General features: G+C 58.7%; 25 protein-coding genes. 7 read left to right on the top strand and 18 right to left on the bottom strand.

Going from position 1 to position 25,152, the window contains the following annotated elements; translation table 11 throughout:
- Position 1: 1 nt before the first annotated feature.
- The 15 genes from EnteroDNA1_RS12570 to EnteroDNA1_RS12500 form a co-directional block, all read right to left on the bottom strand.
- On the bottom strand, positions 2-580 hold the full coding sequence (locus EnteroDNA1_RS12570; protein WP_033146845.1) for a DUF3261 domain-containing protein: 579 nt from the start codon (positions 578-580) through the stop codon (positions 2-4).
- Positions 577-2,901 (bottom strand): MMPL family transporter, encoded by a 2,325-nt coding sequence (locus EnteroDNA1_RS12565; RefSeq protein ID WP_069303393.1) that lies wholly within the window; start codon positions 2,899-2,901, stop codon positions 577-579. Before EnteroDNA1_RS12565 ends, EnteroDNA1_RS12570 begins: the two co-directional genes overlap by 4 nt.
- Positions 2,870-3,475, bottom strand: coding sequence for an outer membrane lipoprotein carrier protein LolA (locus tag EnteroDNA1_RS12560; RefSeq protein ID WP_023309527.1), 606 nt, complete (start codon positions 3,473-3,475; stop codon positions 2,870-2,872). The genes EnteroDNA1_RS12565 and EnteroDNA1_RS12560 overlap by 32 nt, the downstream gene beginning before the upstream one ends.
- The gene (locus tag EnteroDNA1_RS12555) at positions 3,472-3,894 is read right to left on the bottom strand and encodes an acyl-CoA thioesterase (protein WP_023309526.1); all 423 of its coding nucleotides are present in this window, start codon (positions 3,892-3,894) and stop codon (positions 3,472-3,474) included. The genes EnteroDNA1_RS12560 and EnteroDNA1_RS12555 overlap by 4 nt, the downstream gene beginning before the upstream one ends.
- 3 nt (positions 3,895-3,897) lie before the next feature.
- Complete coding sequence (locus EnteroDNA1_RS12550) at positions 3,898-5,589, bottom strand: glycosyltransferase family 2 protein (protein ID WP_069303392.1); 1,692 nt, start codon at positions 5,587-5,589, stop codon at positions 3,898-3,900.
- Entirely contained in the window at positions 5,580-5,933 is a 354-nt protein-coding gene (locus EnteroDNA1_RS12545; RefSeq protein WP_069303391.1) for an ApeI family dehydratase, read from the bottom strand. The genes EnteroDNA1_RS12550 and EnteroDNA1_RS12545 overlap by 10 nt, the downstream gene beginning before the upstream one ends.
- A complete protein-coding gene (locus EnteroDNA1_RS12540) occupies positions 5,920-7,281 on the bottom strand; it encodes an AMP-binding protein (protein ID WP_069303390.1) in 1,362 nt (453 codons plus the stop codon). The genes EnteroDNA1_RS12545 and EnteroDNA1_RS12540 overlap by 14 nt, the downstream gene beginning before the upstream one ends.
- Positions 7,274-7,861, bottom strand: coding sequence for a hypothetical protein (locus EnteroDNA1_RS12535; protein WP_069303389.1), 588 nt, complete (start codon positions 7,859-7,861; stop codon positions 7,274-7,276). Before EnteroDNA1_RS12535 ends, EnteroDNA1_RS12540 begins: the two co-directional genes overlap by 8 nt.
- Before the next feature lie 6 nt (positions 7,862-7,867).
- Complete coding sequence (locus tag EnteroDNA1_RS12530; RefSeq protein WP_024908875.1) at positions 7,868-8,119, bottom strand: acyl carrier protein; 252 nt, start codon at positions 8,117-8,119, stop codon at positions 7,868-7,870.
- A 10-nt stretch (positions 8,120-8,129) separates the two neighbouring features.
- Positions 8,130-8,387: a phosphopantetheine-binding protein gene (locus tag EnteroDNA1_RS12525; RefSeq protein ID WP_008503081.1), complete on the bottom strand. Its 258-nt coding sequence runs from the start codon at positions 8,385-8,387 to the stop codon at positions 8,130-8,132.
- The gene (locus tag EnteroDNA1_RS12520; RefSeq protein ID WP_069303388.1) at positions 8,368-9,183 is read right to left on the bottom strand and encodes a lysophospholipid acyltransferase family protein; all 816 of its coding nucleotides are present in this window, start codon (positions 9,181-9,183) and stop codon (positions 8,368-8,370) included. Before EnteroDNA1_RS12520 ends, EnteroDNA1_RS12525 begins: the two co-directional genes overlap by 20 nt.
- Positions 9,180-9,902 (bottom strand): beta-ketoacyl synthase chain length factor, encoded by a 723-nt coding sequence (locus EnteroDNA1_RS12515; RefSeq protein ID WP_069303387.1) that lies wholly within the window; start codon positions 9,900-9,902, stop codon positions 9,180-9,182. The genes EnteroDNA1_RS12520 and EnteroDNA1_RS12515 overlap by 4 nt, the downstream gene beginning before the upstream one ends.
- Before the next feature lie 66 nt (positions 9,903-9,968).
- Positions 9,969-11,033: a methyltransferase gene (locus tag EnteroDNA1_RS12510; protein ID WP_032662220.1), complete on the bottom strand. Its 1,065-nt coding sequence runs from the start codon at positions 11,031-11,033 to the stop codon at positions 9,969-9,971.
- Positions 11,034-11,102: 69 nt separating this feature from the next.
- Positions 11,103-11,492 (bottom strand): hypothetical protein, encoded by a 390-nt coding sequence (locus EnteroDNA1_RS12505; RefSeq protein ID WP_023309518.1) that lies wholly within the window; start codon positions 11,490-11,492, stop codon positions 11,103-11,105.
- A gap of 337 nt (positions 11,493-11,829) precedes the next feature.
- On the bottom strand, positions 11,830-12,879 hold the full coding sequence (locus tag EnteroDNA1_RS12500) for an AI-2E family transporter (protein ID WP_032662225.1): 1,050 nt from the start codon (positions 12,877-12,879) through the stop codon (positions 11,830-11,832).
- A 145-nt stretch (positions 12,880-13,024) separates the two neighbouring features.
- Between EnteroDNA1_RS12500 and EnteroDNA1_RS12495 the strand changes: the two genes are divergently transcribed.
- Positions 13,025-14,242 carry an MFS transporter gene (locus tag EnteroDNA1_RS12495; protein WP_039263064.1) on the top strand — a complete coding sequence of 406 codons (1,218 nt, stop codon included), beginning with the start codon at positions 13,025-13,027 and terminating at the stop codon, positions 14,240-14,242.
- A gap of 4 nt (positions 14,243-14,246) precedes the next feature.
- On the opposite strand, the gene EnteroDNA1_RS12490 is transcribed toward EnteroDNA1_RS12495, so the two are convergent.
- Together EnteroDNA1_RS12490 and EnteroDNA1_RS12485 are read right to left on the bottom strand one after the other, a co-directional pair.
- Positions 14,247-14,804 (bottom strand): DcrB family lipoprotein, encoded by a 558-nt coding sequence (locus EnteroDNA1_RS12490; protein WP_069303386.1) that lies wholly within the window; start codon positions 14,802-14,804, stop codon positions 14,247-14,249.
- 72 nt (positions 14,805-14,876) lie between these two features.
- Complete coding sequence (locus EnteroDNA1_RS12485) at positions 14,877-15,542, bottom strand: 7-cyano-7-deazaguanine/7-aminomethyl-7-deazaguanine transporter (RefSeq protein ID WP_023309514.1); 666 nt, start codon at positions 15,540-15,542, stop codon at positions 14,877-14,879.
- Between the two features lie 167 nt (positions 15,543-15,709).
- Between EnteroDNA1_RS12485 and tusA the strand changes: the two genes are divergently transcribed.
- Complete coding sequence (gene tusA / locus EnteroDNA1_RS12480; RefSeq protein ID WP_008503071.1) at positions 15,710-15,952, top strand: sulfurtransferase TusA; 243 nt, start codon at positions 15,710-15,712, stop codon at positions 15,950-15,952.
- Between the two features lie 153 nt (positions 15,953-16,105).
- On the opposite strand, the gene yhgN is transcribed toward tusA, so the two are convergent.
- On the bottom strand, positions 16,106-16,699 hold the full coding sequence (gene yhgN / locus EnteroDNA1_RS12475; protein WP_003861574.1) for an NAAT family transporter YhgN: 594 nt from the start codon (positions 16,697-16,699) through the stop codon (positions 16,106-16,108).
- 179 nt (positions 16,700-16,878) lie between these two features.
- Between yhgN and asd the strand changes: the two genes are divergently transcribed.
- The 5 genes from asd (at position 16,879) to glgA (ending at position 25,134) form a co-directional block, all read left to right on the top strand.
- The gene (gene asd, locus EnteroDNA1_RS12465; protein WP_069303385.1) at positions 16,879-17,982 is read left to right on the top strand and encodes an aspartate-semialdehyde dehydrogenase; all 1,104 of its coding nucleotides are present in this window, start codon (positions 16,879-16,881) and stop codon (positions 17,980-17,982) included.
- Between the two features lie 249 nt (positions 17,983-18,231).
- Positions 18,232-20,418 carry a 1,4-alpha-glucan branching enzyme gene (gene glgB / locus EnteroDNA1_RS12460; RefSeq protein WP_033147085.1) on the top strand — a complete coding sequence of 729 codons (2,187 nt, stop codon included), beginning with the start codon at positions 18,232-18,234 and terminating at the stop codon, positions 20,416-20,418.
- Complete coding sequence (gene glgX / locus EnteroDNA1_RS12455) at positions 20,415-22,388, top strand: glycogen debranching protein GlgX (protein WP_069303384.1); 1,974 nt, start codon at positions 20,415-20,417, stop codon at positions 22,386-22,388. The genes glgB and glgX overlap by 4 nt, the downstream gene beginning before the upstream one ends.
- Positions 22,389-22,405: 17 nt before the next feature.
- Positions 22,406-23,701 carry a glucose-1-phosphate adenylyltransferase gene (gene glgC, locus EnteroDNA1_RS12450; RefSeq protein ID WP_023337914.1) on the top strand — a complete coding sequence of 432 codons (1,296 nt, stop codon included), beginning with the start codon at positions 22,406-22,408 and terminating at the stop codon, positions 23,699-23,701.
- Positions 23,701-25,134, top strand: a complete 1,434-nt coding sequence (gene glgA, locus EnteroDNA1_RS12445; RefSeq protein WP_023309509.1) for a glycogen synthase GlgA — start codon at positions 23,701-23,703, stop codon at positions 25,132-25,134. The genes glgC and glgA overlap by 1 nt, the downstream gene beginning before the upstream one ends.
- Positions 25,135-25,152 lie beyond the last annotated feature (18 nt).

The raw sequence follows: 25,152 nt of genomic DNA, 5'->3' as shown, positions 1-25,152 counted from the left end.
CTCAGTCACCCAGATATTGAATGGTGATGTGGTATTTAAAGACGTGTTGCTCGATGCTGATCGGCTCGCGCTTGCCTTTGCGCTGCAGGTAGACAATCTCCGTCACCAGCTTGCCGCTGGCGTTACGCAGCTCGCGCCGATCGCCATTGTCCGTTAACGTCCAGCCCTTCGGCAACTGCGGCTGCCAGGCGCTAATCGGCCAGTGGCTGAGCATCACGTCGGCCAGCACCTGGCTGGCGGGCGGCAGCTGCGGCACGACGATCGACTGCTCGGTATGAATACCGGTCTCATCGTACGTTGCCAGGAACAGACGAATGCCCACGGAAGAAAGCCCGGCCAGCGTCACCTTATGCGCATCCGCGTTGAGCATCACCAGCAGGGACTGCGTTTGTCCGTTAAAGCTGCCGGTCAGCAGCTGCTGGGAGCTTACCGCCGGGCTGATGCCGGGCGGGGGCAGCGTCACTCTGGTGCCCGGCTGGAGCCAGGCTTGAGGCCGCGTCTCTTTGGTATCGGTCGAATGGCTGCAGCCCGCCAGCAGCAGCGCCGCGGCCAGCGCAACGGCGCGATAAAAAGCGTTCATTTACGTTTTCTCTCTTTCTTATCCGGCATCGCCAGCGGAGCCAGCAGGAAGGCGGTAAAAATACCGCTCACCAGCACGATGCCAAAGCTGCTGATGGCCTGGGTGGCGCTGAAGACGAGCATGCCCAGCGTCAGCAGCGTGGTCATCATGGCCAGCGTAATCGCCAGCATCGAGGTCAGCGGCGTACCGCGCGGGTTGCTGAAAAACAGCGTGTAGTTAATGCCAATGCCGAGCACCAGTACCAGCGCCAGCAGTGAGAACAGATTCACCGGGTGGCCCGTTGCGGCCAGCACCGCCAGGCCGCAGCTCAGCGACAGCACGGACGGCACCAGGCTTATCAGCCCTTTACGCCAGCCGAGGCGCAGCATCGCCCCGCAGGCAATCACCGCCAGCGCGGCAAACAGTAGCCCCGTCAGCAGCGTGCGGTAGAGGGCAAACAGGCTGTCAAAGCTGGCTTTGCGATCGACCCAGACGACGCCGTCATGGCGTGCGGCCAGTTCACCGAGGTAAGCGCTGTTTTTCGCGCCGTCCACCGGCACGAGCACGCCGCTTTCCCCGTTAGGCAGGGTCAGCCAGAGCAGACGCCAGCCTTCGCTGGCCGGGCTTTTAAGCCACGCGTCCACGCTGACCGGCATGGCGTCGAGATTCGGGGATACGGCGTTGAGCCCGGCGCTTTTCAGCACGTTAGTTACCGCAGGGGCAGCCTCGCGCAGCAGCTTCAGATCGCTTTTCTGGCGCGCCAGCGAGTTCAGCGGCAGCGTACGCCAGCGGGCGATCTCTCCGGCTTTTTGCGCCTGTGCCAGCGCCGGGGTAAAGGCTTCCAGCCGCTCCAGCGTTTGCTGAGGCGAGGCGCCATGAACCACAAACCATTTCTGATCGACGCTCTGTCCGGTCAGGGCGGTAATGGCCTTCTCCTGCGCCAGAATATCTTTCGGCAGGGCCTGCAGCTGGGCGATGTCGTCGTCCACCCTCAGGGTGCTCATCCCCACGGCGGAGAGCAGCGCCAGCGCGACGGGCAAACCCACGGACAATTTTTTATTGCGTCGCCACGCGGCCAGCCAGCGCAGCATGATAACCATCAGCGGAACCGGGCGCACCGGTAAACCCCGGCACAGCCACGGATGCCAGAACATCACCGTCAGGCAGGAGGCGCTCAGCCCCACGGCGGCGAACACCGCCATCTGGCGGATCCCGGGGAAGGGGGCCAGCATCATAATCAGGTAGGCGGCGACGGTCGTCAGCAGCGCCAGCAGCAGCGCATTGCGTACTTTCGCCAGGCTTTGCCAGGGGGAATGCTCCGCGCCGTGCACCATCCGTTCGGTCAGGTAGTAGAGCGTGTAGTCGGCTGAAATACCGATGATGCTCATGCTCATCACCAGCGTCATCAGGTGCAGTTCGCCAAAGAGCAGCAGCGTCACCACCGTACCCGCCAGCGCGCCGATGGCAATGGAGAGCACGCTCAGCAGCAGCGGGCGCAGAGAGCGGAACACCGCCACGATGAGCAGGAACACGCCAAGCAGGGTGGCGATGCCCAGCGTCGAGACGTCGCGTTTGGCCTGCTGGCTGGCGTAATCGCTGTAGAACACGGTCCCGCGCGAAAGCAGCTGCGCCTGCGGGAAACGGGCTTTTAGCGTCTCCTGCAGCGCGTTAAGCGTCGTCACCAGCCGGTGGGTCTGCTGCATATCAAATGACGAGCCCGCCAGCTCGCCGTGCAGCAGATACCAGAAGTTTCCCGCCTCATCCTGTGTGACCAGCCAGCCGTCCATCAGCCGCAGCTTCTGGCCGTTTTGCGCCAGAGCGAGCTGCGAGCCGCGCATCAGCATCAGGGGATCGTTTTGCAGCTCTTTGCCGCTGACGCCGGAAAAGGCCGAATAGAGCTGAGATAAAATCCACTGCGCCTGCGCTTCTCCGCCGTTTTGCAGGCGGGCGCGGGTGGCGGGATCGATCAGGCCATTTCGGTGCTGCCAGAAGAACTCTCCCCAGGACTTTTGCCCGGCGGCGTCCATCGGGCCTTTGACCTCGCTAAGCGAATCGCTGCTTTGCAGCAGCGTCAGCCACTGCTGCGCCACGCGCGGATCGGGCTCTTTGCCGGGGCTGACCAGCCAAACCAGCTGGCGGTCGAGACGCTGCATAAACCCGTCGTTGAGCGCCGGCGGGATCGCCCCCAGCGTCTGCTTCGGCAGCATGGCCAGCACGCTGCTGTTCAGACGCGCGCCGGGCAGCAGCGACAGCAGCACGCCCAGCAGAATCAGGCATAGCGTGGCCCACAGCAGCGCCGGGCGCAGGGATTTACGGTGCGGCAAAGCGTTGGCGTTCGTCATCGGTCAGGCTGGCGGGCGTCAGTTGGTGGCGTGAAAGGGCGATATCGGTACGGTCACCCTGTTTGTCGTTGAGGCGAATCGTCTCCAGATAGGTCGCGCCGCCCAGATCGAGGGTGGCGAAAATCTTGTCCAGCGGCGTCGTTTTTGGCGTAAGCACCAGCGACCAGCGGCCGGCGCCCAGGTCTTTAAAATCGATGCGGAAGTTCTCTTCAAGCACCCTGCGGTCGGCCTGGAACAGGGCCCGCAGAAGATGGTTGAACTGGAACATCTGCGGATTATTGTCGGCGGTGACGGTCTGCGGCGGCTGGCCGTTAATGGCCTGAACCATCCGCTTGTCATCGAGCAGGAGCGTCATCGGAAACGGCGCTTTTTGATCCCACAGCAGGCCGCTGTCGCGAGCGATCAGCATCTCGCCCTGCGAGCGCAGCGGCTGCGGCATATCTTTTATGGTGCGAACCTGTTCGAAGTGCGCGCGCACGACGGGCTGCCCGGTGAAGCGCTGCTGCAGTTCATCCAGCGTCACGGCGCTGACCAGCGGGCTGACGATCAGCGCCAGCAAAGGCAACCATTTCATGGCGTCACTCCCATTCGTTCAAACAGTATTGCCGGGCTCACAAAGCACATCTCGCGGGTGGCTTCTTCCACCGCCACCTGGATGGTGTAGCCGGTGGTGGTGCGTTTGCCGGTCTGCGCATCGAAAATTTGATAGGCAATGCGCAGGCGGTTTTCATACTCTTCAACGTGCGCGCGGACGCGAATACGCTGCTCAAAGGTCACCGCATCGCGGTATTTCACCCGGGTATCGACGACGGGCCAGACGTAGCCGGAGGCCTTCATCTGGCGATAGCCATAGTCAAACTGATTGAGCAGCGCCTCGCGTGCGATCTCAAAGTAGCGGAAATAGTTACCGTGCCAGACCACGCCCATCATATCGACGTCGTGGAACGGAACGGTGATCTCAACTTCAGTCGTAAAGCGGGGATCGGTCAGCACCCTTTACTCCTTCTCTCTGGACTCTGGCAGATGCCAGAAATCGAAAAAATTAAACCAGTCGAGCGGCGACAGGAGGGCGTAATGCTCCAGCCGCTGCGCGTAGCGATCGACGGTCTCCTGCAGCGCCTGCTGGCGTTCGCCGCGCGGCAGGCGCAGCGGGTCGGCAAACGGTTCGCTGTGCAGGACGAGCTTACCCTGCTGGCGCAGGGCAAAAATCAGCACCACCGGGCAGCGCAGGATGGAGGCCAGGATAAACGGCCCCTGTGGGAATGGCGCTGGCTGGCCCATGAACGGACTCCAGATCACGCGCCACTCGCCGCCACGCTGCGGATTCACCGCGATGCGGTCGCCCACAATGGCGACCCATTCTCCCCGCTCAAGCTTCTCTTTGATGGCAATCGCGGTGTCCGGGCCGATGTCGGTAACCGACATCAAATTCACGCCCGCCTGGGGCGCCATTTCGCTCATGATTTGCTTAAAGCGCCGGGCGTTTTCGCTGAAGACCAGGGCGGTGATAGTTTTGCTGCCGTCCAGCTGGGCCAGCGCCCGGCAGGCCTCTACGTCGCCAAGATGCGAGGCCAGCAGCAGCTTGCCCTGCGGCGCCGCGATATTAAGCGTTTCGCTCGCGCCGGGGGCAAAGACCACGTCGCGATCAAACTGCAGCTCACCGCGCCAGCTGGCGACTTTATCCAGCATCGCGTTGCCGAAGCGCATGAAATGGAAAAAACTGTTGAGCCGCGGGGGAACGGGCATGTTCCGCTGACGCAGCTCGTGCTTCACTCTCTCAATCCACTGCCGCGAGGCCAGCCGCGCCGGACGTGCGATAAGCCAGTACACGCCGATGACCGGCCACAGCAGCACGGTAAAGGCCCGGCGGCCCATCAGCTTCCAGACGCGCAGCATCAGGCGCATGCCCCACAGGCCCTTGACCTCGTCCTGCTGCGCCCAGTGCTGGCGGCGTCGACGAAAAAGCAGGCCGGGCATGCGGGGCAGCATGCCGAAGAACAGCCGGGTATGCATCAGGGAGATCCGCACGTTATCTTTTAACGCGTCGAAGTGGGACAACCCGTCCTGCGGGTAGGTGACGCGGGTCGGCAGAAAGACGCTGGTGTTGCCCTGCCAGTAAAGACGGACCATCACTTCGGTGTCAAAGTCCATCCGTTTGCCGAGCGTTTCACGCGCTGCCAGGCGCAGCGTGGGCGAGACCGGGTAGACCCGAAAGCCGCACATGCTGTCTTTAAGCTGCAGGGATAAGGTCTCAATCCAAACCCATACGTGGGTTACCCAGCGCCCGTAGAGCCGCGAGCGCGGAATGGAATCATCGTAAATGGGCTGGCCGGAAATCAGCGCGTCCGGGTGGCGCTCCGCCAGCGCCAGCAGTTTGGGGATATCTTCGATGGCGTGTTGACCGTCCGCGTCCACCTGCACGGCGTGGGTATAGCCCGCGCGCGCGCACTCCTCCAGCCCCCTGATGACCGCGGCACCTTTTCCGGCGTTTTGCGCCAGGCGGACCAGCGTTACCTGCGGCTGCTCCGCCGCCAGGCGCTCGAGCTCCTGACGGGTGCTCGCTTCGCTGCCGTCATCCACCACCAGGCACGGCAGGCCGAACGGCGCGAGACGCGACAGCACGCGGGCGATCATGGCGCCGTGGTTGTAGCACGGGATCAGCACGCAGGGGCGGAAGGTTACTGACATAGCCGAATTTTCCCGCTGCTGGCGGTATGGCGCTCCGCCCCGGCGTGACGCTGGTAGCTGAAGGTCAGCATCTGACGTTCGGCATGCCACTCAAGCACCAGCGTCACCGTGGTTTCCGGCAGCAGAGGCGCCTGGAACTTCACGTTTTGAATGCTGTGAAAGCGGTAGCCCGGCGCCAGTAACGTCGTGGCGTAGTGCATCACCCAGTCAAGCTGCGCAACGCCGGGCAGCAGCGGCTGTACGGCAAAATGGCCCTGAAACCAGAACAGCGCCGCGTCGAGATGCAAAATGATTTCCAGCTTCTCCGGCTGTGTCTGGCGGCGCTCAAGTTCATGAATTTTCATGAAATAACTCCTCTAGCTGCGCATAGACACGCTTGTTCATACTGTTTACCGGCATTTCATCGACAATGCGCCAGTAGCGCGGAACGGCGACCGGCTCAAGCCACGGCAGCAGGGCGCGACGCCAGGCGAACTCCTGCGCTTTTTTATCCTGCATATAGCCGCGCTGGCGAACCGCTTCGTCCAGCACCAGCAGTGCGCCAATCCCCTGACGGCCTCCGCGCGTGACCGGCAGCGCAGCCGCTTCGCAAATGCCGTCGAGCTCCAGCAGGCGACGTTCGATCTCGTTAAGCGAGATGCGCTTTTCTTCAATTTTGACCACCCGCCCGCGACGACCGGCGATGCTGAACAGCCCCTCGCTGTCGAAGTGCAGGATATCGTCCAGCTGGAGTCCTTCAGCCTCGTGGATCAGTGGCGACGTGACGCGACAGGCGTCATCTTCCTGATGGAAGATAACGCCGGGGAAGGCAAGCCACGGGACGTTATCCTGCTGGCGATGGCGCCAGGCGAGGATGCCGGTTTCGGTGCTGCCATAAATTTCATCCGGGCAGATGTTAAGCCAGCCCGCGGTGGTGGTGACGTCACACCAGGGCAGCATTCCGCCTGCTGAAATCAGCATTCTGACGGGCGGCGCGGGCAGTTCCGTATCCAGGCGCTTCAGGAACGCCGGGCTGCTAATGAACAGATAATGCCGGTCATGAGGAAGGGCGGCCAGCTGCTCGGCGTAGTAGAGCATCGCGGCATGCAGCGGCAGGCCCAGCGCCATCGGCAAGACGATGCGGAAGGTCAGCCCGTACAGATGTTGCGGTACGACCGAGGCGACAACGCTACAGCCGGTCAGCCGCTCGCCGAAGCGGTCAGCCAGCAGACGGGCTTCGCGATCCAGGCTGACGATGTGCTTAATCACCCGGCGCGGGGTACCCGTTGAGCCGGAGGTGAACAGTTCAACGAAGCGGCTTTCGTCAATGGCCGGCAGGGGCGCCCAGCGGCGAGCGGTCTGATGGCTGGAGGCCACCACAATCAGCTTGCCATGGAAATCGAGAGAGCGATCGCTCAGGATGCCGCTAAACAACGCCTGCTGTTCTTCAAGCTGCGAGACGCGGCTATGGCCGGGAATGACCGGCGTTTTACCGGCATGCAGCGAGGCCAGCAGCGCAACGATAAACAGGTAGCTGTTTTCAAAGCACAGCGCCCAGCGCTCGCCTTCCTGCTGATGCAGAGTGTCGACCAGCAAGGTCACGTCGTGGCGCAGCTGGCCAAGCGTCCAGGTACGATCGTCAAGCCAGGCAACGGGCATGTCGTCAGGGCGGGGCGCGTTTAACCACTGGCCCAGCGGAAGGGGGTTAGTCATTGTGCATCTCTTTTTTTATCACCCGCTGGCGCACCAGCCACTCGGTCGCCATCAGCGTTCCCATCAGGATGTAGGCCACCATACCGTTCCACAGCGTCCACAGATGCATGTCGCCGTGGAGCACGGTGAACAGCGCCATCGCGCCGTTTCCGATGAAAAAGCCGCACCAGACGAGGGTCACCTTGCGGGTATAGCGCACGCCCTCCGGGGGCAAATTCGGCTCGCGCAAGCGCGCCAGCCGTTCGACCAGCGGCATCGCGGTCCACAGTGAACCGCCGAACACGGCCAGCATCACAAGGTTGACGACCACCGGGTAGAACAGCAGCCACTGGTGGGTTTTCAGCAGGTAGCTTGCCGCGCAGAGCGCAATGCCCGCGAGCGCCACGCACTGCACCACATACCGCATCGGGCCAGCGTTCCGCCGCGCCTGGCGCAGCCGCAGCAGCAATACCAGCGCCATCAACGGCAACAGCCACTGCAGGCTGTTGTGCGTCAGCCCAAATCCAATCAGGAAGGGCCACGCCAGCAGCATCAGCCCCGTCAGCAGTGGGATGACCGGGAACGTCCGTCCACCACGCACGACGTCTTACTCTTCGCGCAGAAGCTGTTCGACGGCGTCTACCACATCCTGAACGGTACGAACCGACTTGAAGGTTTCCGGCTTGATTTTCTTGCCCGTTTTCTTCTGCAGATGAACAATCATGTCCACCGCATCAATGCTGTCCAGCTCCAGGTCTTCGTAAAGACGGGCTTCGGGCGTAATGTCCTGCGGGTCGATTTCAAAGAGCTTGGTCAGAAGGCCGCAGACTTCCTGATAAATGGTTTCTTGTTCAGTCATCGTTCACATCTCAGGCGCGTTGAGCGTTGATAAAGGACGCCAGCGTGGCGACGGAAAAGAAGTGCTGGCGCATCTCTTCGCTTTCGGCAGAAAGCACCACGCCATACTGGTTTTTTACCGCCAGACCCAGTTCCAGCGCGTCAATGGAGTCAAGACCCAGCCCATCGCCAAACAGCGCGGCATCGGTATCAATATCCTCTGCGGTAAGCTCGTCCAGATTCAGCGTGGTGATTATGAGATTCTTAATTTCAAGATAAAGCGCTTGCATCATTAATTCCTGACAAAGATTGAAGGCCTGATGTTAATCGATGCTGCAGATGCCGGTTTAACTGCCTTGCCGCCAGCGCCGGTTCTTGTTCATTTGCATCGTAAAATTCGTCGATGTTCACGCGGTCGCGGACATCCACGGTGAAAACAGGTTTTTCTGGCGGTACATCATACCAGTGGCTTTTTTTATCCAGCAGGTGTTCGCTACAGTGGATCAGCACCACCCGCAGATCGCTGTTACAGCGCACGGCGATATTTGCCGCGCCGCGCTGGAGGGAGATAGCCTCGCCAAACCGGGTACGCGTGCCTTCCGGGAAGATTAACAGCGTGTCGCCCTGAGCCAGACGCTGCTGGCTGGCCGCGAGCAGGGGCTCGGCTTCGCTGTTAATCAGATAATCCGCCGCGCGGATAACGCCGCTGACAAAGGGATTGCGCAGCAGCGCGCTTTTCACCAGGCAGTCGGTTTCGGGCATCACCGACGCCAGAATCACGTAGTCAATTAACGTGGGGTGGTTAGCCACCACCAGACAACCCCGATCGCTGCGCAGCGCGTCAAGATTGTGAATGCGATAGTCCAGTACGCCGAGGCCGCGCGCCACGGTCAGGAAGAAGCGGAAGCTGGCCGCAATGCTGCGACGCGCCAGGCGGCGACGGCTGGCGCGGTCGCGCTGGACGATCAGCAGCAGGTTGAACCAGACCAGCGACAGCAGCAGCCCGCCCACGCCAAACAGCGCGAAGCAGAAGCCGGTCATCACCAGACGCCATAACCAGTTGATACGGGCAGTCAGGCGGTTCATGCGCGCGTCCATTGCCACAGCAAACGTTCGCCGGGCACCGCAAACTGACGTTCCTCGCTGAGATAGCGCTGCAGGAACATCAGGCTTTGCGGCAGGGCGGGTTCTTCACCCGTGCTGCCGCTGCGGGTTTCACACTGCAATCCGTTGCCGGATTCAATCACCAGCGCCAGCGCGTAGGGCCAGGTGGGCATCTGCGGCGGTAGCGCCGGATGGTAAAATTCCGGCAGCGCGCCGTCAAAATCGACCAGCAGGACGCGGGAATAGCCCGCATGCAGCAGGCTCAGCACTTCGCATAAAGCCTGCTGGAAGGTGTCCAGCCCGGCAGAAATGGATGACGAGACGATGGCCTGGCGTGCGGTGATCGTGAGATTGCCCACCGCGGAATTGTGCACGGACATCGCGAAGTCGGTGGGTGAAACGGACTGCCCGGTCGCCAGAGCATGCAGAATACGGTAGTTGCGCTCCAGCTCGCCGTGGCGGCTGGAATAGACGACGGCATCAATGGCGTGGTTTTGCAGCATGGCCAGACCAATATCCACCGCCAGCTTACTGCCTGAATTGAGGCGGCGCGCGGTCATCATGGGTAAAGCGGTCAGGCGGGGAAGCGGGGCCGCTGGGTCAACGGCCAGCTGCAGGCGCGACCATGCCTGCCACTCTGTGGCATCGCTGAGTCCTGGCGCTCTCGCCTGCCAGTCGATAATGTTCAGTGAAAATTTCATCTACGCGCGTCCGCGAAAAAAACCGTATTCAAAGGGCAGACTGGGCCACCCGGCAGCTAAGCTGCTCTATTGTTCACGTTTGGTGCATATCAGCAGGGTATGACCGACCCCAAGGTTGTCCAGCCGCTGTTCAACGCTGAAACCTGCGCTCTCCAGGTAGCGATAGAACTTCTCTACGCTGTAAAACCGGCTATTGCCATTCGCCATACAGGTGAAATAGAGCGAGGTGGCATTCAGGCTGAAAGAGGCTGCTTCAAATTTCTGAGCATCCCAGAAAAGCTCCATGATGCACAAACGTGCGCCTGGCTTCATGGCCTGCGCGACGCGCGTCAGCATGGCGACAATCTGATCCGGAGAGAAACAATCCAGGAACTGGCTCATCCACCAGACGTCGGCGTCACCCGGCAATGTTGCTGGGCTAAGCATATCGACAGCATGGAATGCAATACGATGAGAAAAACCTGCTTTTGCGATGTTTTCCTGCGCCAGCGCTATCTGCTGCGGCAGATCGAGGATCGTCACGGCAACATTTTCGTCATAGCGGCAGCAGCGTAACGACCATTTACCCGTATTTCCGCCCACATCGTACAATTTTGTCGGCGAGCTTGCGAATATATATGGCAACGCAGCGTCAAAAGCGGCGTCAGAATAGTAATGATCGAAGGCGAACCAGCTCTCTTTCGCCGGAGCAGGTAATTGGGATAACGCCGGGTAGATGGTTGGCCAGTTGCCAAACACGGCTAATCCGGCAGGTTTTTCCTCCTGAAGGGCGTCCGCCAGGTGAAATAGCCCCTGGTAACAAACGTCCTGGGTGAAATCCATATTTACGCGGGTCATTTCGTCATGCAGTAAAAAATGGCCCACTTTCGCCAGGAAATAACGTCCATTCTGTTGGGTAACAATTCGACCGCTTAATCCCATATCCAGCAGTACGCTGACGCCATAGCTGCCGAGCGTGCTGTGTTCGGTTATTTCCTCGAGGCTTGCCCCCTCTTTACCTTGTTTATCGAGCCAGGCGAGAACGCCTGAGTTACGCAGACAAAGCGCAGTCTGGAATAACATCGGGGCAAAGGCGATGCGCTGCGCTTCGGTAATGGCATCCAGTGCGCTGAGTGTGTCCTTTTCGTACATTCCTGCGTAACCTTTGAGGCTAATAAAGAGAGGTTATCGGGCCATACGCGGCCCGACTTTAGAAAAATATTACAGCGCGGCGCCAGCGGAGAGGTTCAGCTGAATATCGTGGTCGAGGTTATTTACCCAACGGTTATAATTTTTGTGAATTTTACCGTCTGCCGCTTTCAGGTTAAGGCTGTTTTCATAGTTGATTGAATAGCTTGTGGCCGTGTACGGAATACTTACCTGGACGGAGTGATCGCGTGACTGCAGACGCCCCTTAATCATTCCCGGGCCGGTTTCCGTCATGATCCAGTCGCGTTTTTGGCCTGCTTTCAAAATTGCCGTTTTTACCTGATCGGCAGTATGGCCCGCGCTTACAATAGAGTGAACCTGAGCAATTGGGGCGGTACGCGCGCAGCCTGCCAGTGCGCCAACGAATACGGCAGCAGCACACCATTTAACGATCTTTTTCATCAACAACTCCATATCAATAATAACAATTAAAGGTAGTGTTTTTTACAAATAATATTCATCCGGCTTTTTGTTATCGCTGGGTGTATTTTTTAATCAATATTAATGTTTACATTACGTTGACGCGAAGACGGGCATAATAACATGGAAAATAAATAAGAATTTCATTTTTTATAATTTGTGTTAAATCATGAGTTGCGTTTCAACGTAATGCACGCGGCGTAATTAAAAACAAAATGAGTATCGCCTTAACGCAAATAAAAATACCGCGACGGATTAGGGACGCGGTAATTTACGGTGTATTACTGACGGTTTAAACCTACCTGTACAGGTAGGTCGGTTAGCCGGGTAACCGGCTTTTCGGCCTCCCCGGCCCGAGCAGGATCGCCAGCTTGCTGCCGCCTTTGGTGGTCTCCATCCAGATTTTACATACGCTGGTCAGAGGAACCGACAGCAGCATACCGACCGGGCCCAGCAGCCATCCCCAAACCAGTAAGGATAAAAACACCACCAGCGTCGACATGCCCAGACGGTGTCCCATCATGCGCGGTTCAAGAATATTGCCCAGCACCATATGCACGACGAGGAACAGCGCGCCGACCAGCATGCATTCGTAGAAGCCGTTAAACAGAAACGCCTGAATCATCGGCGGCACGGCGGAAAGCACCGCGCCAATATTGGGCACGTAGTTCAGCAGAAAGGCCAGCACGCCCCACATCAGCGCGAACTGTACGTCCATCAGCATCAGCCCCAGCCAGACAATCACCCCGGTCCATACGCTCAGGAGCGTTTTCAGCGCCAGATATTTGGAGACGCCCTTCAGGGCCCGGTGTAACCCGGCAATGTGAATTTGCGGATTGTTCAGCGCAAAGCGCAGCTTATAGGGGACGTGGCGGACTTCGAACAGCATAAACACAACGGTCATGACCAGCAGCAGAATGCTGGCCATCGCGCCGGAAAGCCCCGTCATCAGGGTGGTGGCGTAGGTCATGACCTTCTCGGAGTCCATCCTGCGCAGCATCCGTTCGGGTGAGATATGCAGATTGAGGAATGGCACCATTTCCTGCAGCGCGACAATTTTACGCGTCAGCTCTTTGTTGTACTGCGGCAGCATGGTGGAGAATTCGCTCAGCGATGCCGCCAGCACGCCGAAGAGCGCCGTCAGTCCAATCAGCATGACAATAACCACGATGGTGATGGCTACCGGACGGCTGACGCCCCGGCGTAAAAACCAGGTGACCAGAGGATTAAGCACGATGGCAAAAAAGAGCGCCAGCAGGAGCTGAACAATAATGTCAGCGGCAGCATGGATACCCGCAAGGATAACCACCAGACAGGCGAGTTTTAATAAGATGTGGAGTCCTGCTTTGTCGGACGGGTTAGCGATCATGCGTGTTCCTTAATATGATGACCCGATAAGTGTAGTGCCCGGGCTTCGCTTCGTATGGCACCGTTAATCTGAAAGTCGGGGCTGATTTTCTTATTGCGCCGTGGTAATAGTGAAACACTGTTGTAAAAAATCCAGGTAGAACCCCATGCCCGAACCTGCCGCTGAACCGGCACTGAGCGGACTGCGCCTCAATCTGCGCATCGTTTCCGTTGTGATTTTCAACTTTGCCAGCTATTTGACCATTGGTCTGCCGCTGGCGGTCCTGCCGGGCTATGTCCATGACGTGATGGGCTTCAGCGCCTTCTGGGCGGGGCTGGTGATTAGCCTGCAATATTTCGCCACGCTCCTCAGCCGCCCGCATGCCGGGCGCTACGCGGACGCGTTCGGTCCAAAAAGCATCGTGGTGGTGGGACTGTGCGGCTGTTTCCTCAGTGGCCTGAGCTACCTGCTGGCTGCCGCAACCGGCCACTGGCCGCTGGTCAGCCTGGCGTTGCTCTGCCTGGGCCGCGTCATTCTGGGCATTGGGCAAAGTCTGGCGGGAACCGGCTCGACGCTGTGGGGCGTGGGGGTGGTAGGCGCGCCGCACATTGGCCGGGTGATATCCTGGAACGGGATTGTCACCTACGGTGCGATGGCGCTCGGGGCGCCGCTCGGCGTGGCCTGCTATGCGCTTGGCGGGCTGTATGGGCTTTCCATCACCATTATGGCGGTCGCGCTGCTGGCAATCCTCTTTGCGCTGCCGCGTCCGAAAGTGAAGGCCAGCAAGGGCAAGCCGCTGCCGTTTCGGGCGGTGCTGGGGCGCGTCTGGCCGTACGGTATGGCCCTGGCGCTGGCGACCACCGGCTTCGGCGTGATTGCGACCTTCATTACCCTGTTCTACGACGCCAAAGGCTGGGACGGCGCAGCCTTTGCGTTAACCCTGTTTAGCTGTGCGTTTGTTGGCGCCCGCCTGCTTTTCCCTAACGGCATCAACCGCCTTGGCGGGCTGAATGTGGCGATGATCTGCTTTGCGATAGAGATTGTCGGGCTGCTGCTGACCGGAATTGCGATGGTGCCCTGGGTCGCGAAAGTGGGTGTGTTCCTCGCGGGGGCAGGCTTTTCCCTAGTCTTCCCGGCGCTGGGCGTGGTGGCGGTAAAAGCCGTGCCGCAGCAGAATCAGGGGGCGGCGCTGGCGACCTATACGGTATTTATGGATATGTCTTTAGGCATTACCGGCCCGCTGGCGGGGCTGGTGATGGCCTGGGCAGGGGTTCCGGTGATCTATCTTGCCGCGGCGGGTCTGGTGGTGATTGCGCTGCTGCTGACGTGGCGGCTAAAAAAATGGCCCCCGGTGCAGGCACCGGAGGCCACGTCATCGTCGTGAAGCGTTACTGGATCACGATGGTGTTAATGATGTTTTCAGCAGCCGTCTGCGCTTTCTGCTGATCTTCGGCTGGCAGGGTGATCTGCATGGTCAGCAGTTTGTTATCAACCTTGCCAAGCACCACAGAAGAGTAGGCGGTCTGGCCTTTTGCAGAGATGATGCTGTCGAGCTGTTGCAGCGTGTGGCCTTTCAGCTCGATGGATTTATTGGTCACGACCTGCAGCTGCGGATCGCGGCCGCGCTGCTGATCTTCCAGACGTTTGGACAGGACGGCCAGGTCTTCGCTGGTGTCGTCGCCCACAATCACAATGACCGCTTTTTGCCCGGTTGCGTCGGAGTAAACGTGCATGTTGTTCGCCTGGGTGCCCAGCTTGCCGCTCTGATCGGTCATATCGGCTGGCAGAGAGAAGCTGAGTTTGCCATCCATCAGATTCACCGGCTGGCCGGTCGCGTTGCTCTCTGCGGATGCGCCCTGAGCAGGCGTTTTCGTGTCGCTGTTATCACAGGCTGCAAGACCCACAACCAGCAGGCCAATCCCGACATATTTAACCAGATTGCGCATTGACTTCTTCCTTTCGATAAACGGCCATAACGGCTCATTCGCTCATCTTATCACAACTGATAAAGCGAACCCTTAACCAGCCTGCAATGCCGTGATTTCAGATTTATCTGCCAGTCTTTTCAGCAGCATATTGAGCAGCACGCCGTACATCGGCAGGAAGAAAACAATGCTGATGAGGACCTTGAAGCAGTAGTCCACCAGCGCGATTTCCATCCAGTGTTCGGCCATGAACGCATCCGGGCTGCGCCAGAAGGCGATGAAGAAGAAGGCCAGCGTATCGCTCACGTTACCAAACAGCGTGGAGGCGGTTGGCGCCATCCACCAGCGATGATTCTGACGCAGACGGTTGAATACATGCACGTCGAGGATCTGCCCCAGCGCGTAGGCCATAAAGCTTGCCGCGGCGATACGGGCAACAAACAGGTTGAAGTGGGTTAACGCCTCAAAGCCCTGCCAGCTTCCCATATAAAATAGTGACGAAACCACGTACGAGATGAAGAGCGCCGGGAGCATGACCGAAAAAATAATACGGCGAGCCAGCGGTGCGCCAAAGATACGCACGGTCAAATCCGTCGCGAGGAAAATAAACGGGAAGCTGAATGCGCCCCAGGTGGTATGAAAACCAAAGATGGAGATCGGGAGCTGCACCAGATAGTTGCTGGAGGTGATCACCAGCAAATGGAAAAGCGAAAGCCAGAACAACGCTTTTACGCGCTGTGATTCAGAAAACGACGTCATATTGTGACCTTTTTATACGTTGGGGTGAGGGAACCCAATAAAAACCGCAGCATGATACTGCTTTGTCAGGACATTGCAATGGTTAGTTTTTACGCAATCGTTAACCTGGTTTGCATTGATCGCAACCGGGCGTAAACTACAGCCGTTTTTACCAGACCGAGAAGACCATGACCGACCTGTTTTCCAGCCCAGACCACACTCTTGATGCCCAGGGCCTTCGCTGCCCGGAACCGGTAATGATGGTACGCAAAACCGTGCGCAACATGCAGACCGGTGAAACGCTGTTGATTATTGCCGACGACCCGGCCACGACCCGCGATATTCCCGGTTTTTGTACCTTTATGGAGCATGAGCTGGTGGCACAGCAGACCGAAGCGCTGCCGTACCGGTATTTGATTCGTAAGGGGTAGATGGGCTGGCGTTGCTGTAGGTCGGGTAAGGCGAAGCCGCCACCCGACGAATATGTGTCCTCTGCGGCCTGATGCCCTCGCCCCGGCCCTCTCCCACGGGGAGAGGGTGCAAACACTAAAAACGGCAATCTTTGATTGCCGTTTTGCGTTTGCCTAGCCTTTCATCCACGCGCGGATCCCGTCCAGGAACATCTGCGTTGCCATCATCACCAGAATCAGCCCCATCAGGCGCTCCAGTGCGTTCACTCCTTTCTCACCCAGCAGGCGCAGGAACAGCGACGACTGCAGCAGGATGATAAACGTCCCGCCCCAGGCGATCAGCAGGGCAATCACCAGATGGCTCATCTGGTTCGGATACTGATGCGACAGCAGCATCAGCGTGGCCAGAATGGTCGGCCCGGCGACGAGTGGAATCGCCAGCGGCACGATAAACGGCTCTTCACCCGCAGGCAGGCCGCTGCTGCTGCCTTCCGCGCTCGGGAAAATCATCTTAATGGCAATCAGGAACAGGATAATCCCGCCGGAAATCGAAACGGTTTCGGCGCGCAGGTTCAGGAACGCGAGAATTTTTTCACCGGCAAACAGGAAGATAAACATCACCAGCAGGGCGATGAGCAGCTCGCGGATCATGATCGCCCGGCGGCGCTTCGGCTCGGTGTGCTTCAGCACCGACATGAAGATAGGCAGGTTTCCCAGTGGATCCATAATCAGGATCAATAAAACCGCCGCGGAAATGATTTCACTCATCTTTAAATTATCCCTGATACTTAGTAGTGTTATTCCGATGATTAGCGCTTTTTCTGATTGCCGGGCAATCATCGATTAATTTCGCTTGCGACTTTGGCAGCATTTTGTAATGTGAAGCATATCCCAGTTCAATACTGGCTTGCACAATCAGCACACACCCTCAGCAGGAAAAAAATGCTATGAAAAACGTTGGTTTTATCGGCTGGCGCGGTATGGTCGGCTCTGTACTCATGCAACGCATGGTTGAAGAGCGCGATTTCGACGCTATCCGCCCGGTCTTCTTCTCCACTTCCCAGCTCGGCCAGGCTGCTCCGTCCTTTGGTGGTACCACAGGCACGTTGCAGGATGCTTACGATCTGGAAGCGCTGAAGGCACTCGACATTATTGTGACGTGCCAGGGCGGCGATTATACCAACGAAATCTATCCAAAGCTGCGTGAAAGCGGCTGGCAGGGCTACTGGATTGACGCGGCCTCTTCGCTGCGTATGAAAGACGATGCCATCATCATTCTCGACCCGGTGAACCAGGGCGTCATCACCGACGGCCTGAACAACGGCGTGAAAACCTTTGTCGGCGGTAACTGCACCGTCAGCCTGATGCTGATGTCCCTCGGCGGCCTGTTCGCGCAGGAGCTGGTGGAGTGGGTCTCCGTGGCGACCTACCAGGCCGCGTCCGGCGGCGGCGCGCGTCATATGCGCGAGCTGCTGACCCAGATGGGCCAGCTGCACCACAGCGTCGCGACCGAGCTGGCAAACCCGGCGTCCGCGATCCTCGATATAGAACGTAAGGTCACTCAGCTGACCCGCAGCGGCGAGCTGCCGGTGGACAACTTCGGCGTACCGCTGGCCGGTGGTCTGATCCCATGGATCGACAAACAGCTGGATAACGGCCAGACCCGCGAAGAGTGGAAGGGCCAGGCTGAGACCAATAAAATCCTCGCGACCGCGAACACCATTCCGGTTGACGGTCTGTGCGTGCGTATCGGCGCGCTGCGCTGCCACAGCCAGGCCTTCACCATTAAACTGAAAAAAGATGTGTCTATTCCGACCGTGGAAGAGCTGCTGGCCGCGCACAACCCGTGGGCGAAAGTGGTGCCAAACGATCGCGATATCACCATGCGCGAGCTGACCCCGGCTGCCGTTACCGGCACGCTGACCACGCCGGTTGGCCGTCTGCGCAAGCTGAACATGGGGCCGGAGTACCTCTCCGCGTTCACCGTCGGCGACCAGCTCCTGTGGGGCGCCGCCGAGCCGCTGCGCCGCATGCTGCGCCAGCTGGCGTAATAATTTGTTAACTACCGGGGGTGATTTTCACCCCTTTTTTTTGCGTACTACATGGAGTAACACGCGTATGTCTTATTTTTTATCAGGAGTCATCTAGAGCGTTGGCTATGCTTTAAGGAAGAGTCATTTCTTACCTGAGGTTCGAACGGAGCAGAATGGATGCACATTTTTGTGCTGTCCCGTTCAGGTCACATTAAAAGTCGTCCCGGAGCGCTTAAAAAGGACGACATAAAAAACAGGATGAATACCATGTCCGATCGTGTGGATAGAGACGTGATTAATGCGCTTATTGCGGGTCATTTTGCTGACCCCTTTTCTGTGCTTGGGATGCATCAAACTGAGGATGGCCTTGAAGTTCGGGCACTGTTACCGGATGCCACAGAAGTCTGGGTGATTGAGCCCAAAACCGGCCGCAAGGTCGGTAATCTTGAATGCCTCGATTCCCGTGGCTTCTTCTCGGGCGTAATGCCCCGCCGTAAAAATCCTTTTCGCTATCAGCTCGCCGTTCTCTGGCACGGTCAGCAAAACCTGATTGACGATCCTTACAGCTTTGGCCCTCTGCTTAAAGAGATGGATGCCTGGCTGCTCTCCGAAGGAACGCATCTTCGCCCTTATGAAACCCTGGGTGCCCATGCCGATACCATGGACGGCATTACCGGCACGCGATTCTCCGTGTGGGCGCCTAACGCCCAGCGCGTCTCCGTTGTCGGCCAGTTCAACTATTGGGACGGTCGCCGCCATCCGATGCGCCTGCGCCGGGAAAGCGGCATCTGGGAGCTGTTTATCCCTGGAGCGCACCCCGGGCAGCTTTATAAATTCGAGATGATCGACGCCAACGGCAAGCTGCGCATTAAAGCTGACCCGTATGCCTTCGAAGCGCAGATGCGCCCGGATACCGCGTCGCTGATTTGCGGCCTGCCGGAGAAGGTCGTCCAGACGGAGGAGCGCAAACAGGCCAACCGCTTTGATGCGCCGATCTCCGTCTATGAGGTACACCTTGGCTCCTGGCGTCGCCATACCGATAACAACTTCTGGCTGAGCTACCGTGAGCTTGCCGACCAGCTGGTGCCCTACGCCAAATGGATGGGCTTTACCCACCTTGAGCTGCTGCCGGTTAACGAGCACCCGTTCGACGGCAGCTGGGGCTATCAGCCTACCGGGCTGTATGCGCCAACGCGCCGCTTCGGCACGCGCGATGACTTCCGCTATTTCATTGATGCCGCGCACGCCGCCGGGCTGAACGTCATCCTCGACTGGGTGCCGGGACATTTCCCTGCGGATGATTTCGCGCTGGCAGAGTTTGACGGCACGAAGCTGTACGAGCACAGCGACCCGCGCGAAGGCTATCACCAGGACTGGAACACGCTGATCTATAACTACGGTCGCCGTGAGGTCGCAAACTATCTGGTCGGGAATGCCCTGTACTGGATCGAGCGGTTTGGCATTGACGCCCTGCGCGTCGATGCGGTGGCGTCGATGATCTACCGCGACTACAGCCGCAAAGAGGGCGAGTGGATCCCGAACGAGTTTGGCGGCCGTGAAAACCTGGAAGCGATTGAATTCCTGCGCAATACAAACCGCATTATCGGCGAACAGGTGGACGGTGCCGTGACCATGGCGGAAGAGTCGACCGACTTTGCGGGCGTCTCCCGTCCGCCGTCATCAGGCGGCCTGGGGTTCTGGTATAAGTGGAACCTGGGCTGGATGCACGACACGCTCGACTACATGAAGCTGGATCCGGTTCACCGTAAGTATCATCACGATAAGCTGACGTTCGGGATGCTCTACAACTACACCGAAAACTTCATGCTGCCGCTGTCGCACGATGAAGTGGTGCACGGCAAAAAATCCATTCTCGACCGCATGCCGGGCGACGCGTGGCAGAAGTTTGCCAACCTGCGCGCCTACTACGGCTGGATGTTTGCCTTCCCGGGCAAGAAACTGCTGTTTATGGGCAATGAGTTCGCCCAGGGACGCGAGTGGAACCACGACGCCAGTCTCGACTGGCACCTGCTGGAAGGCGGCGACAACTGGCACCACGGGGTGCAGCGTCTGGTGCGCGACCTGAACCTGACCTACCGCCACCACAAAGCGCTGCACGAGCTCGACTTCGATCCGTACGGCTTTGAGTGGCTGGTGGTGGACGACCACGAGCGCTCGGTGTTTGTCTTTGTGCGTCGTGACAAAGCGGGTAACGAGATCATCGTCGCCAGCAACTTCACGCCGGTGCCGCGCGAACACTACCGCTTCGGCATTAACCAGCCGGGCAAATGGCGCGAGATCCTGAATACCGACTCGATGCACTATCACGGCAGCAACGCCGGTAACGGCGGGCTGGTACAGAGCGACGCCATCGAAAGCCACGGGCGACCCAACTCCCTGAGCCTGACGCTGCCGCCGCTTGGCACCATCTGGCTGATGCGGGAGGGCGAATGACGCAGCTTACGGCAGGTAAACCCGAACCGCTCGGCGCGCGTTTTGACGGAAAGGGTGTCAATTTCACCCTCTTTTCCGCTCACGCTGAGCGGGTAGAACTGTGCGTGTTTGATGGGGAAGGTAACGAGCACCGTTACGATTTACCCGCGCGCACGGGGGATACCTGGCACGGCTACCTGGCCGGAGGACGGCCAGGCATACACTATGGCTTTCGCGTACACGGTCCGTGGGATCCGGCGCAGGGCCACTGGTTTAATCCGGCGAAGCTGTTGATTGATCCGTGCGCGCACCGCGTGGACGGCGAATTTAAAGACGACCCGCTGTTCCACGTGGGCTACGGCGAGCCCGACCACCGCGACAGCGCGCCCGTCGCGCCAAAAAGCGTGGTGGTAAACGATCTTTATGACTGGGAAGACGATGCCCCGCCGCAGACGCCGTGGGGCAATACCGTTATTTATGAAGCCCACGTCAGAGGGCTGACGTACCTGCACCCGTCGATCCCCAAAGAGATGCGCGGCACCTATAAGGCGCTCGGGCATCCCACCATGATTGCCTACCTGAAACACCTCGGCATCACCGCGCTGGAACTGTTACCCGTGGCCCATTTCGCCAGCGAGCCGCGCCTGCAGCGGCTGGGGCTAAGCAACTACTGGGGCTACAACCCGCTGGCGATGTTCGCGCTTGAGCCACGCTATGCCGCCCATCCGGAAACGGCGCGGGACGAGTTTCGCGATGCGGTGAAGGCGCTCCATACGGCGGGCATTGAGGTCATTCTGGACGTCGTGCTCAACCACAGTGCCGAAAGCGATCTCGACGGTCCGACGCTCTCCATGCGCGGAATTGATAACCGTAGCTATTATTGGATCAGGCAGGATGGCGATTATGAGAACTGGACCGGCTGCGGTAACACGCTCAACCTCAGCCATCCGGCGGTCACGCATTTTGCTTATGAATGCCTGAAATACTGGGTGGAGACGTTCCACGTCGACGGTTTTCGTTTCGATCTGGCACCCGTGATGGGGCGCACGCCAGCGTTCAGCCAGCAGGCGCCGCTGTTTGAGGCGATAAAAAACTGTCCGGTGCTCTCGCAGGTGAAGCTCATTGCCGAGCCGTGGGACATCGGGGAAGGCGGTTATCAGGTCGGGAATTTCCCGCCGCTGTTTGCCGAGTGGAACGATCACTACCGCGATGCCGCGCGCCGCTTCTGGCTGGAACGGAATCTGTCGCTGGGGGAGTTCGCCGGACGCTTTGCCGCTTCAAGCGATCTCTTTAAGCGCGACGGCAAACGCCCGTCGGCCACCGTCAATCTGTTGACGGCACACGACGGTTTTACGCTCAGGGACTGCGTTTGTTTCAATCAGAAACACAATGAGGCAAACGGCGAAGAGAATCGCGATGGTACTAACAATAACCATAGCTTTAATCATGGTATAGAAGGGTTAGGCGGAAGCCTTGACGTCATCGAGCGGCGACGCGCCAGCGTTCACGCTTTGCTGACAACGCTTTTATTGTCGCAGGGCACGCCGATGCTGCTGGCAGGCGATGAACACGGCCACAGCCAGCACGGTAACAACAATGCGTATTGCCAGGACAACACGTTAACCTGGCTCGACTGGGGTGAAGCCAACAGCGGGCTGATTCATTTTACCGCTGCGCTGATCCATCTTCGCCAGCAGATCCCCGCGCTGACCGCCGACCGCTGGTGGGAAGAGGGTGACGGCAACGTTCGCTGGTTGAATCAAGACGCGCAACCGTTAAGCGCGCAAGAGTGGCAACACGGCGTACCACGCCTGCAAATCCTGCTGTCGGATAAATGGCTGGTCACGCTGAACGCGACGGATGACGTCGCAGAGATTGTTTTACCTGAAGGGGAATGGCGAGCTGTTCCCCCCTTTGCCGGAGCGGATAATCCGGTAGTAATGGCTGTCTGGCACGGGCCTGCGCACGGAGTGTGCGTATTCCAAAGATGATAAAAAAGGAGTTAGTCATGGTTAGATTAGAGAAGAACGATCCCTTAATGTTGGCACGCCAGCTACCATTAAAAACGGTTGCCCTGATACTTGCGGGTGGACGTGGTACCCGTCTGAAAGATTTGACCATCAAGCGCGCGAAACCGGCCGTTCACTTTGGTGGTAAGTTCCGTATCATCGACTTTGCGCTCTCCAACTGCCTGAACTCGGGCATTCGCCGTATTGGCGTCATTACGCAGTATCAGTCGCACACGCTGGTTCAGCATATCCAGCGCGGCTGGTCATTCTTCAGCGAAGAGATGAACGAGTTTGTCGATCTCCTTCCCGCTCAGCAACGCGTCCACGGTGAGAACTGGTACCGCGGAACGGCGGATGCAGTGACGCAGAACCTCGACATCATTCGCCGCTATAACGCGGAATACATCGTGATCCTCGCCGGGGACCATATCTACAAGCAAGATTACTCCCACATGCTCATCGACCACGTCGAAAAAGGGGCGCGCTGCACCGTAGCGTGTCTGCCTGTGCCCGTTGCTGAAGCGACGGCGTTTGGCGTGATGCACGTGGATGCCGACGACAAAATTATCGACTTTGTTGAAAAGCCGGCGAACCCGCCAACCATGCCGGGCGATGACACCAAATCGCTCGCCAGCATGGGGATTTATGTCTTTGATGCAGATTATCTTTATGAGCTGCTTGAAGACGACGATAAAGACGAAAACTCCAGCCACGACTTTGGTAAAGACATCATTCCGAAAATCACTAAAGCTGGCATGGCGTATGCACATCCTTTCCCGCTGTCCTGCGTGCAGTCCGACCCCAATGCGGAACCTTACTGGCGCGATGTGGGAACCCTGGAAGCGTACTGGAAAGCGAACCTCGACCTGGCGTCGGTCACGCCTGAGCTGGATATGTACGACCAGAACTGGCCGATTCGTACCCATATGGAATCGCTGCCGCCGGCCAAATTCGTGCAGGACCGCTCCGGCAGCCATGGTATGACGCTGAACTCGCTGGTGTCCGGCGGGTGCATTATTTCAGGCTCTGTGGTGGTGCAGTCGGTGCTGTTCCCCCGCGTGCGGATAAATTCATTCTGTAATATCGATTCGGCAGTCTTACTGCCTGATGTCTGGGTAGGGCGCTCGTGCCGTCTGCGTCGCTGCGTTATCGATCGTGCCTGCGTCATTCCGGAAGGGATGGTGATTGGTGAGAACGCGGAAGAAGACGCGCGTCGTTTCTATCGTTCGGAAGAGGGGATCGTGTTAGTCACACGGGAAATGTTGCGGAAGCTGCAGATCAAACAGGAGCGATGATGCAGGTTTTACATGTATGTTCTGAGATGTTCCCGTTGTTAAAAACGGGCGGTCTGGCAGATGTTCTGGGTGCATTACCGGCGGCGCAAATCGCCGGAGGCGTGGATACCCGAGTCCTGCTGCCCGCCTTTCCGGATATCCGGCGCGGTATTCCGGATGCAAAAGTGGTGACCCGCCGTGAGACCTTCGCCGGACGCATCACCCTGCTGTTTGGACATTACAATGGCGTAGGGATTTACCTGATCGACGCGCCGCACTTATACGATCGACCGGGCAGCCCGTATCACGATACGAACCTGTTCGCCTACACCGATAACGTGCTGCGCTTTGCGCTGCTCGGCTGGGTCGGGGCAGAAATGGCGACGGGGCTGGATCCGTTCTGGCGCCCGGATGTGGTGCACGCGCACGACTGGCACGCCGGGCTTGCCCCGGCGTATCTCGCGGCGCGCGGCCATCCGGCGAAATCGGTCTTTACCGTGCATAACCTGGCGTATCAGGGGATGTACTATGCCCATCACATGAGTGAAATCGATCTGCCATTATCGTTCTATAACATGCACGGGCTGGAATTTAACGGGCAGATCTCGTTCCTGAAAGCCGGGCTGTATTACGCCGATCATATTACCGCCGTGAGCCCAACCTACGCGCGTGAGATCACCCAGCCGGAGTTTGGTTACGGCATGGAAGGGTTGCTGCAACAGCGCCACCGCGAAGGCCGCCTGTCGGGCATTCTGAACGGCGTGGATGAACAGATCTGGAGCCCGGAAACCGATCTCCTGCTGGCGGCGCGCTATGGCCGTGATTCCGTGGAAGACAAAGCGGAGAACAAACGCCAGCTGCAGATTGCAATGGGCCTGAAGGTTAACGATAAAGTGCCGCTGTTCGCGGTGGTCAGCCGCCTGACCAGCCAGAAAGGGCTGGATCTGGTGCTGGAGGCGTTGCCCGGTTTACTGGAGCAGGGCGGACAGCTGGCGCTGCTCGGCGCGGGCGACCCGGTGCTGCAGGAAGGCTTCCTTGCCGCTGCGGCGGAACATCCGGGGCAGGTGGGCGTGCAGATTGGCTATCACGAAGCGTTCTCGCACCGCATCATGGGAGGCGCGGACGTCATCCTGGTGCCGAGCCGTTTCGAACCCTGCGGCCTGACGCAGCTTTACGGCCTGAAATACGGCACGCTGCCGCTGGTGCGCCGCACGGGCGGACTGGCGGATACCGTATCCGATAGCTCTTTGGAAAACCTGGCGGACGGTATCGCCAGCGGGTTTGTCTTTGAGGACAGTAATGCCTGGTCGCTGCTTCGGGCGATTCGGCGTGCTTTCGTCTTGTGGTCCCGTCCATCGCTCTGGCGTTACGTTCAGCGTCAGGCGATGTCCATGGACTTTAGCTGGCATGTCGCGGCGCAGTCATACCGCGATCTCTATCAACGCTTGATGTAACGAGGCGAAGTTACTGAT

This window comes from Enterobacter sp. HK169 (genome assembly GCF_001719105.1).
GTDB lineage: Bacteria > Pseudomonadota > Gammaproteobacteria > Enterobacterales > Enterobacteriaceae > Enterobacter > Enterobacter asburiae_B.
This window is presented reverse-complemented; position numbering and strand designations above follow the sequence as displayed.

Coding starts and splice junctions, on each gene's coding strand:
- EnteroDNA1_RS12570 (WP_033146845.1), bottom strand. CDS start 580: ATGAACGCTTTTTATCGCGCCGTTGCGCTGGCCGCGGCGCTGCTGCTG.
- EnteroDNA1_RS12565 (WP_069303393.1), bottom strand. CDS start 2,901: ATGACGAACGCCAACGCTTTGCCGCACCGTAAATCCCTGCGCCCGGCG.
- EnteroDNA1_RS12560 (WP_023309527.1), bottom strand. CDS start 3,475: ATGAAATGGTTGCCTTTGCTGGCGCTGATCGTCAGCCCGCTGGTCAGC.
- EnteroDNA1_RS12550 (WP_069303392.1), bottom strand. CDS start 5,589: ATGTCAGTAACCTTCCGCCCCTGCGTGCTGATCCCGTGCTACAACCAC.
- EnteroDNA1_RS12545 (WP_069303391.1), bottom strand. CDS start 5,933: ATGAAAATTCATGAACTTGAGCGCCGCCAGACACAGCCGGAGAAGCTG.
- EnteroDNA1_RS12540 (WP_069303390.1), bottom strand. CDS start 7,281: ATGACTAACCCCCTTCCGCTGGGCCAGTGGTTAAACGCGCCCCGCCCT.
- EnteroDNA1_RS12530 (WP_024908875.1), bottom strand. CDS start 8,119: ATGACTGAACAAGAAACCATTTATCAGGAAGTCTGCGGCCTTCTGACC.
- EnteroDNA1_RS12525 (WP_008503081.1), bottom strand. CDS start 8,387: ATGCAAGCGCTTTATCTTGAAATTAAGAATCTCATAATCACCACGCTG.
- EnteroDNA1_RS12520 (WP_069303388.1), bottom strand. CDS start 9,183: ATGAACCGCCTGACTGCCCGTATCAACTGGTTATGGCGTCTGGTGATG.
- EnteroDNA1_RS12515 (WP_069303387.1), bottom strand. CDS start 9,902: ATGAAATTTTCACTGAACATTATCGACTGGCAGGCGAGAGCGCCAGGA.
- EnteroDNA1_RS12510 (WP_032662220.1), bottom strand. CDS start 11,033: ATGTACGAAAAGGACACACTCAGCGCACTGGATGCCATTACCGAAGCG.
- EnteroDNA1_RS12505 (WP_023309518.1), bottom strand. CDS start 11,492: ATGAAAAAGATCGTTAAATGGTGTGCTGCTGCCGTATTCGTTGGCGCA.
- EnteroDNA1_RS12500 (WP_032662225.1), bottom strand. CDS start 12,879: ATGATCGCTAACCCGTCCGACAAAGCAGGACTCCACATCTTATTAAAA.
- EnteroDNA1_RS12495 (WP_039263064.1), top strand. CDS start 13,025: ATGCCCGAACCTGCCGCTGAACCGGCACTGAGCGGACTGCGCCTCAAT.
- EnteroDNA1_RS12490 (WP_069303386.1), bottom strand. CDS start 14,804: ATGCGCAATCTGGTTAAATATGTCGGGATTGGCCTGCTGGTTGTGGGT.
- EnteroDNA1_RS12485 (WP_023309514.1), bottom strand. CDS start 15,542: ATGACGTCGTTTTCTGAATCACAGCGCGTAAAAGCGTTGTTCTGGCTT.
- tusA (WP_008503071.1), top strand. CDS start 15,710: ATGACCGACCTGTTTTCCAGCCCAGACCACACTCTTGATGCCCAGGGC.
- yhgN (WP_003861574.1), bottom strand. CDS start 16,699: ATGAGTGAAATCATTTCCGCGGCGGTTTTATTGATCCTGATTATGGAT.
- asd (WP_069303385.1), top strand. CDS start 16,879: ATGAAAAACGTTGGTTTTATCGGCTGGCGCGGTATGGTCGGCTCTGTA.
- glgB (WP_033147085.1), top strand. CDS start 18,232: ATGTCCGATCGTGTGGATAGAGACGTGATTAATGCGCTTATTGCGGGT.
- glgX (WP_069303384.1), top strand. CDS start 20,415: ATGACGCAGCTTACGGCAGGTAAACCCGAACCGCTCGGCGCGCGTTTT.
- glgC (WP_023337914.1), top strand. CDS start 22,406: ATGGTTAGATTAGAGAAGAACGATCCCTTAATGTTGGCACGCCAGCTA.
- glgA (WP_023309509.1), top strand. CDS start 23,701: ATGCAGGTTTTACATGTATGTTCTGAGATGTTCCCGTTGTTAAAAACG.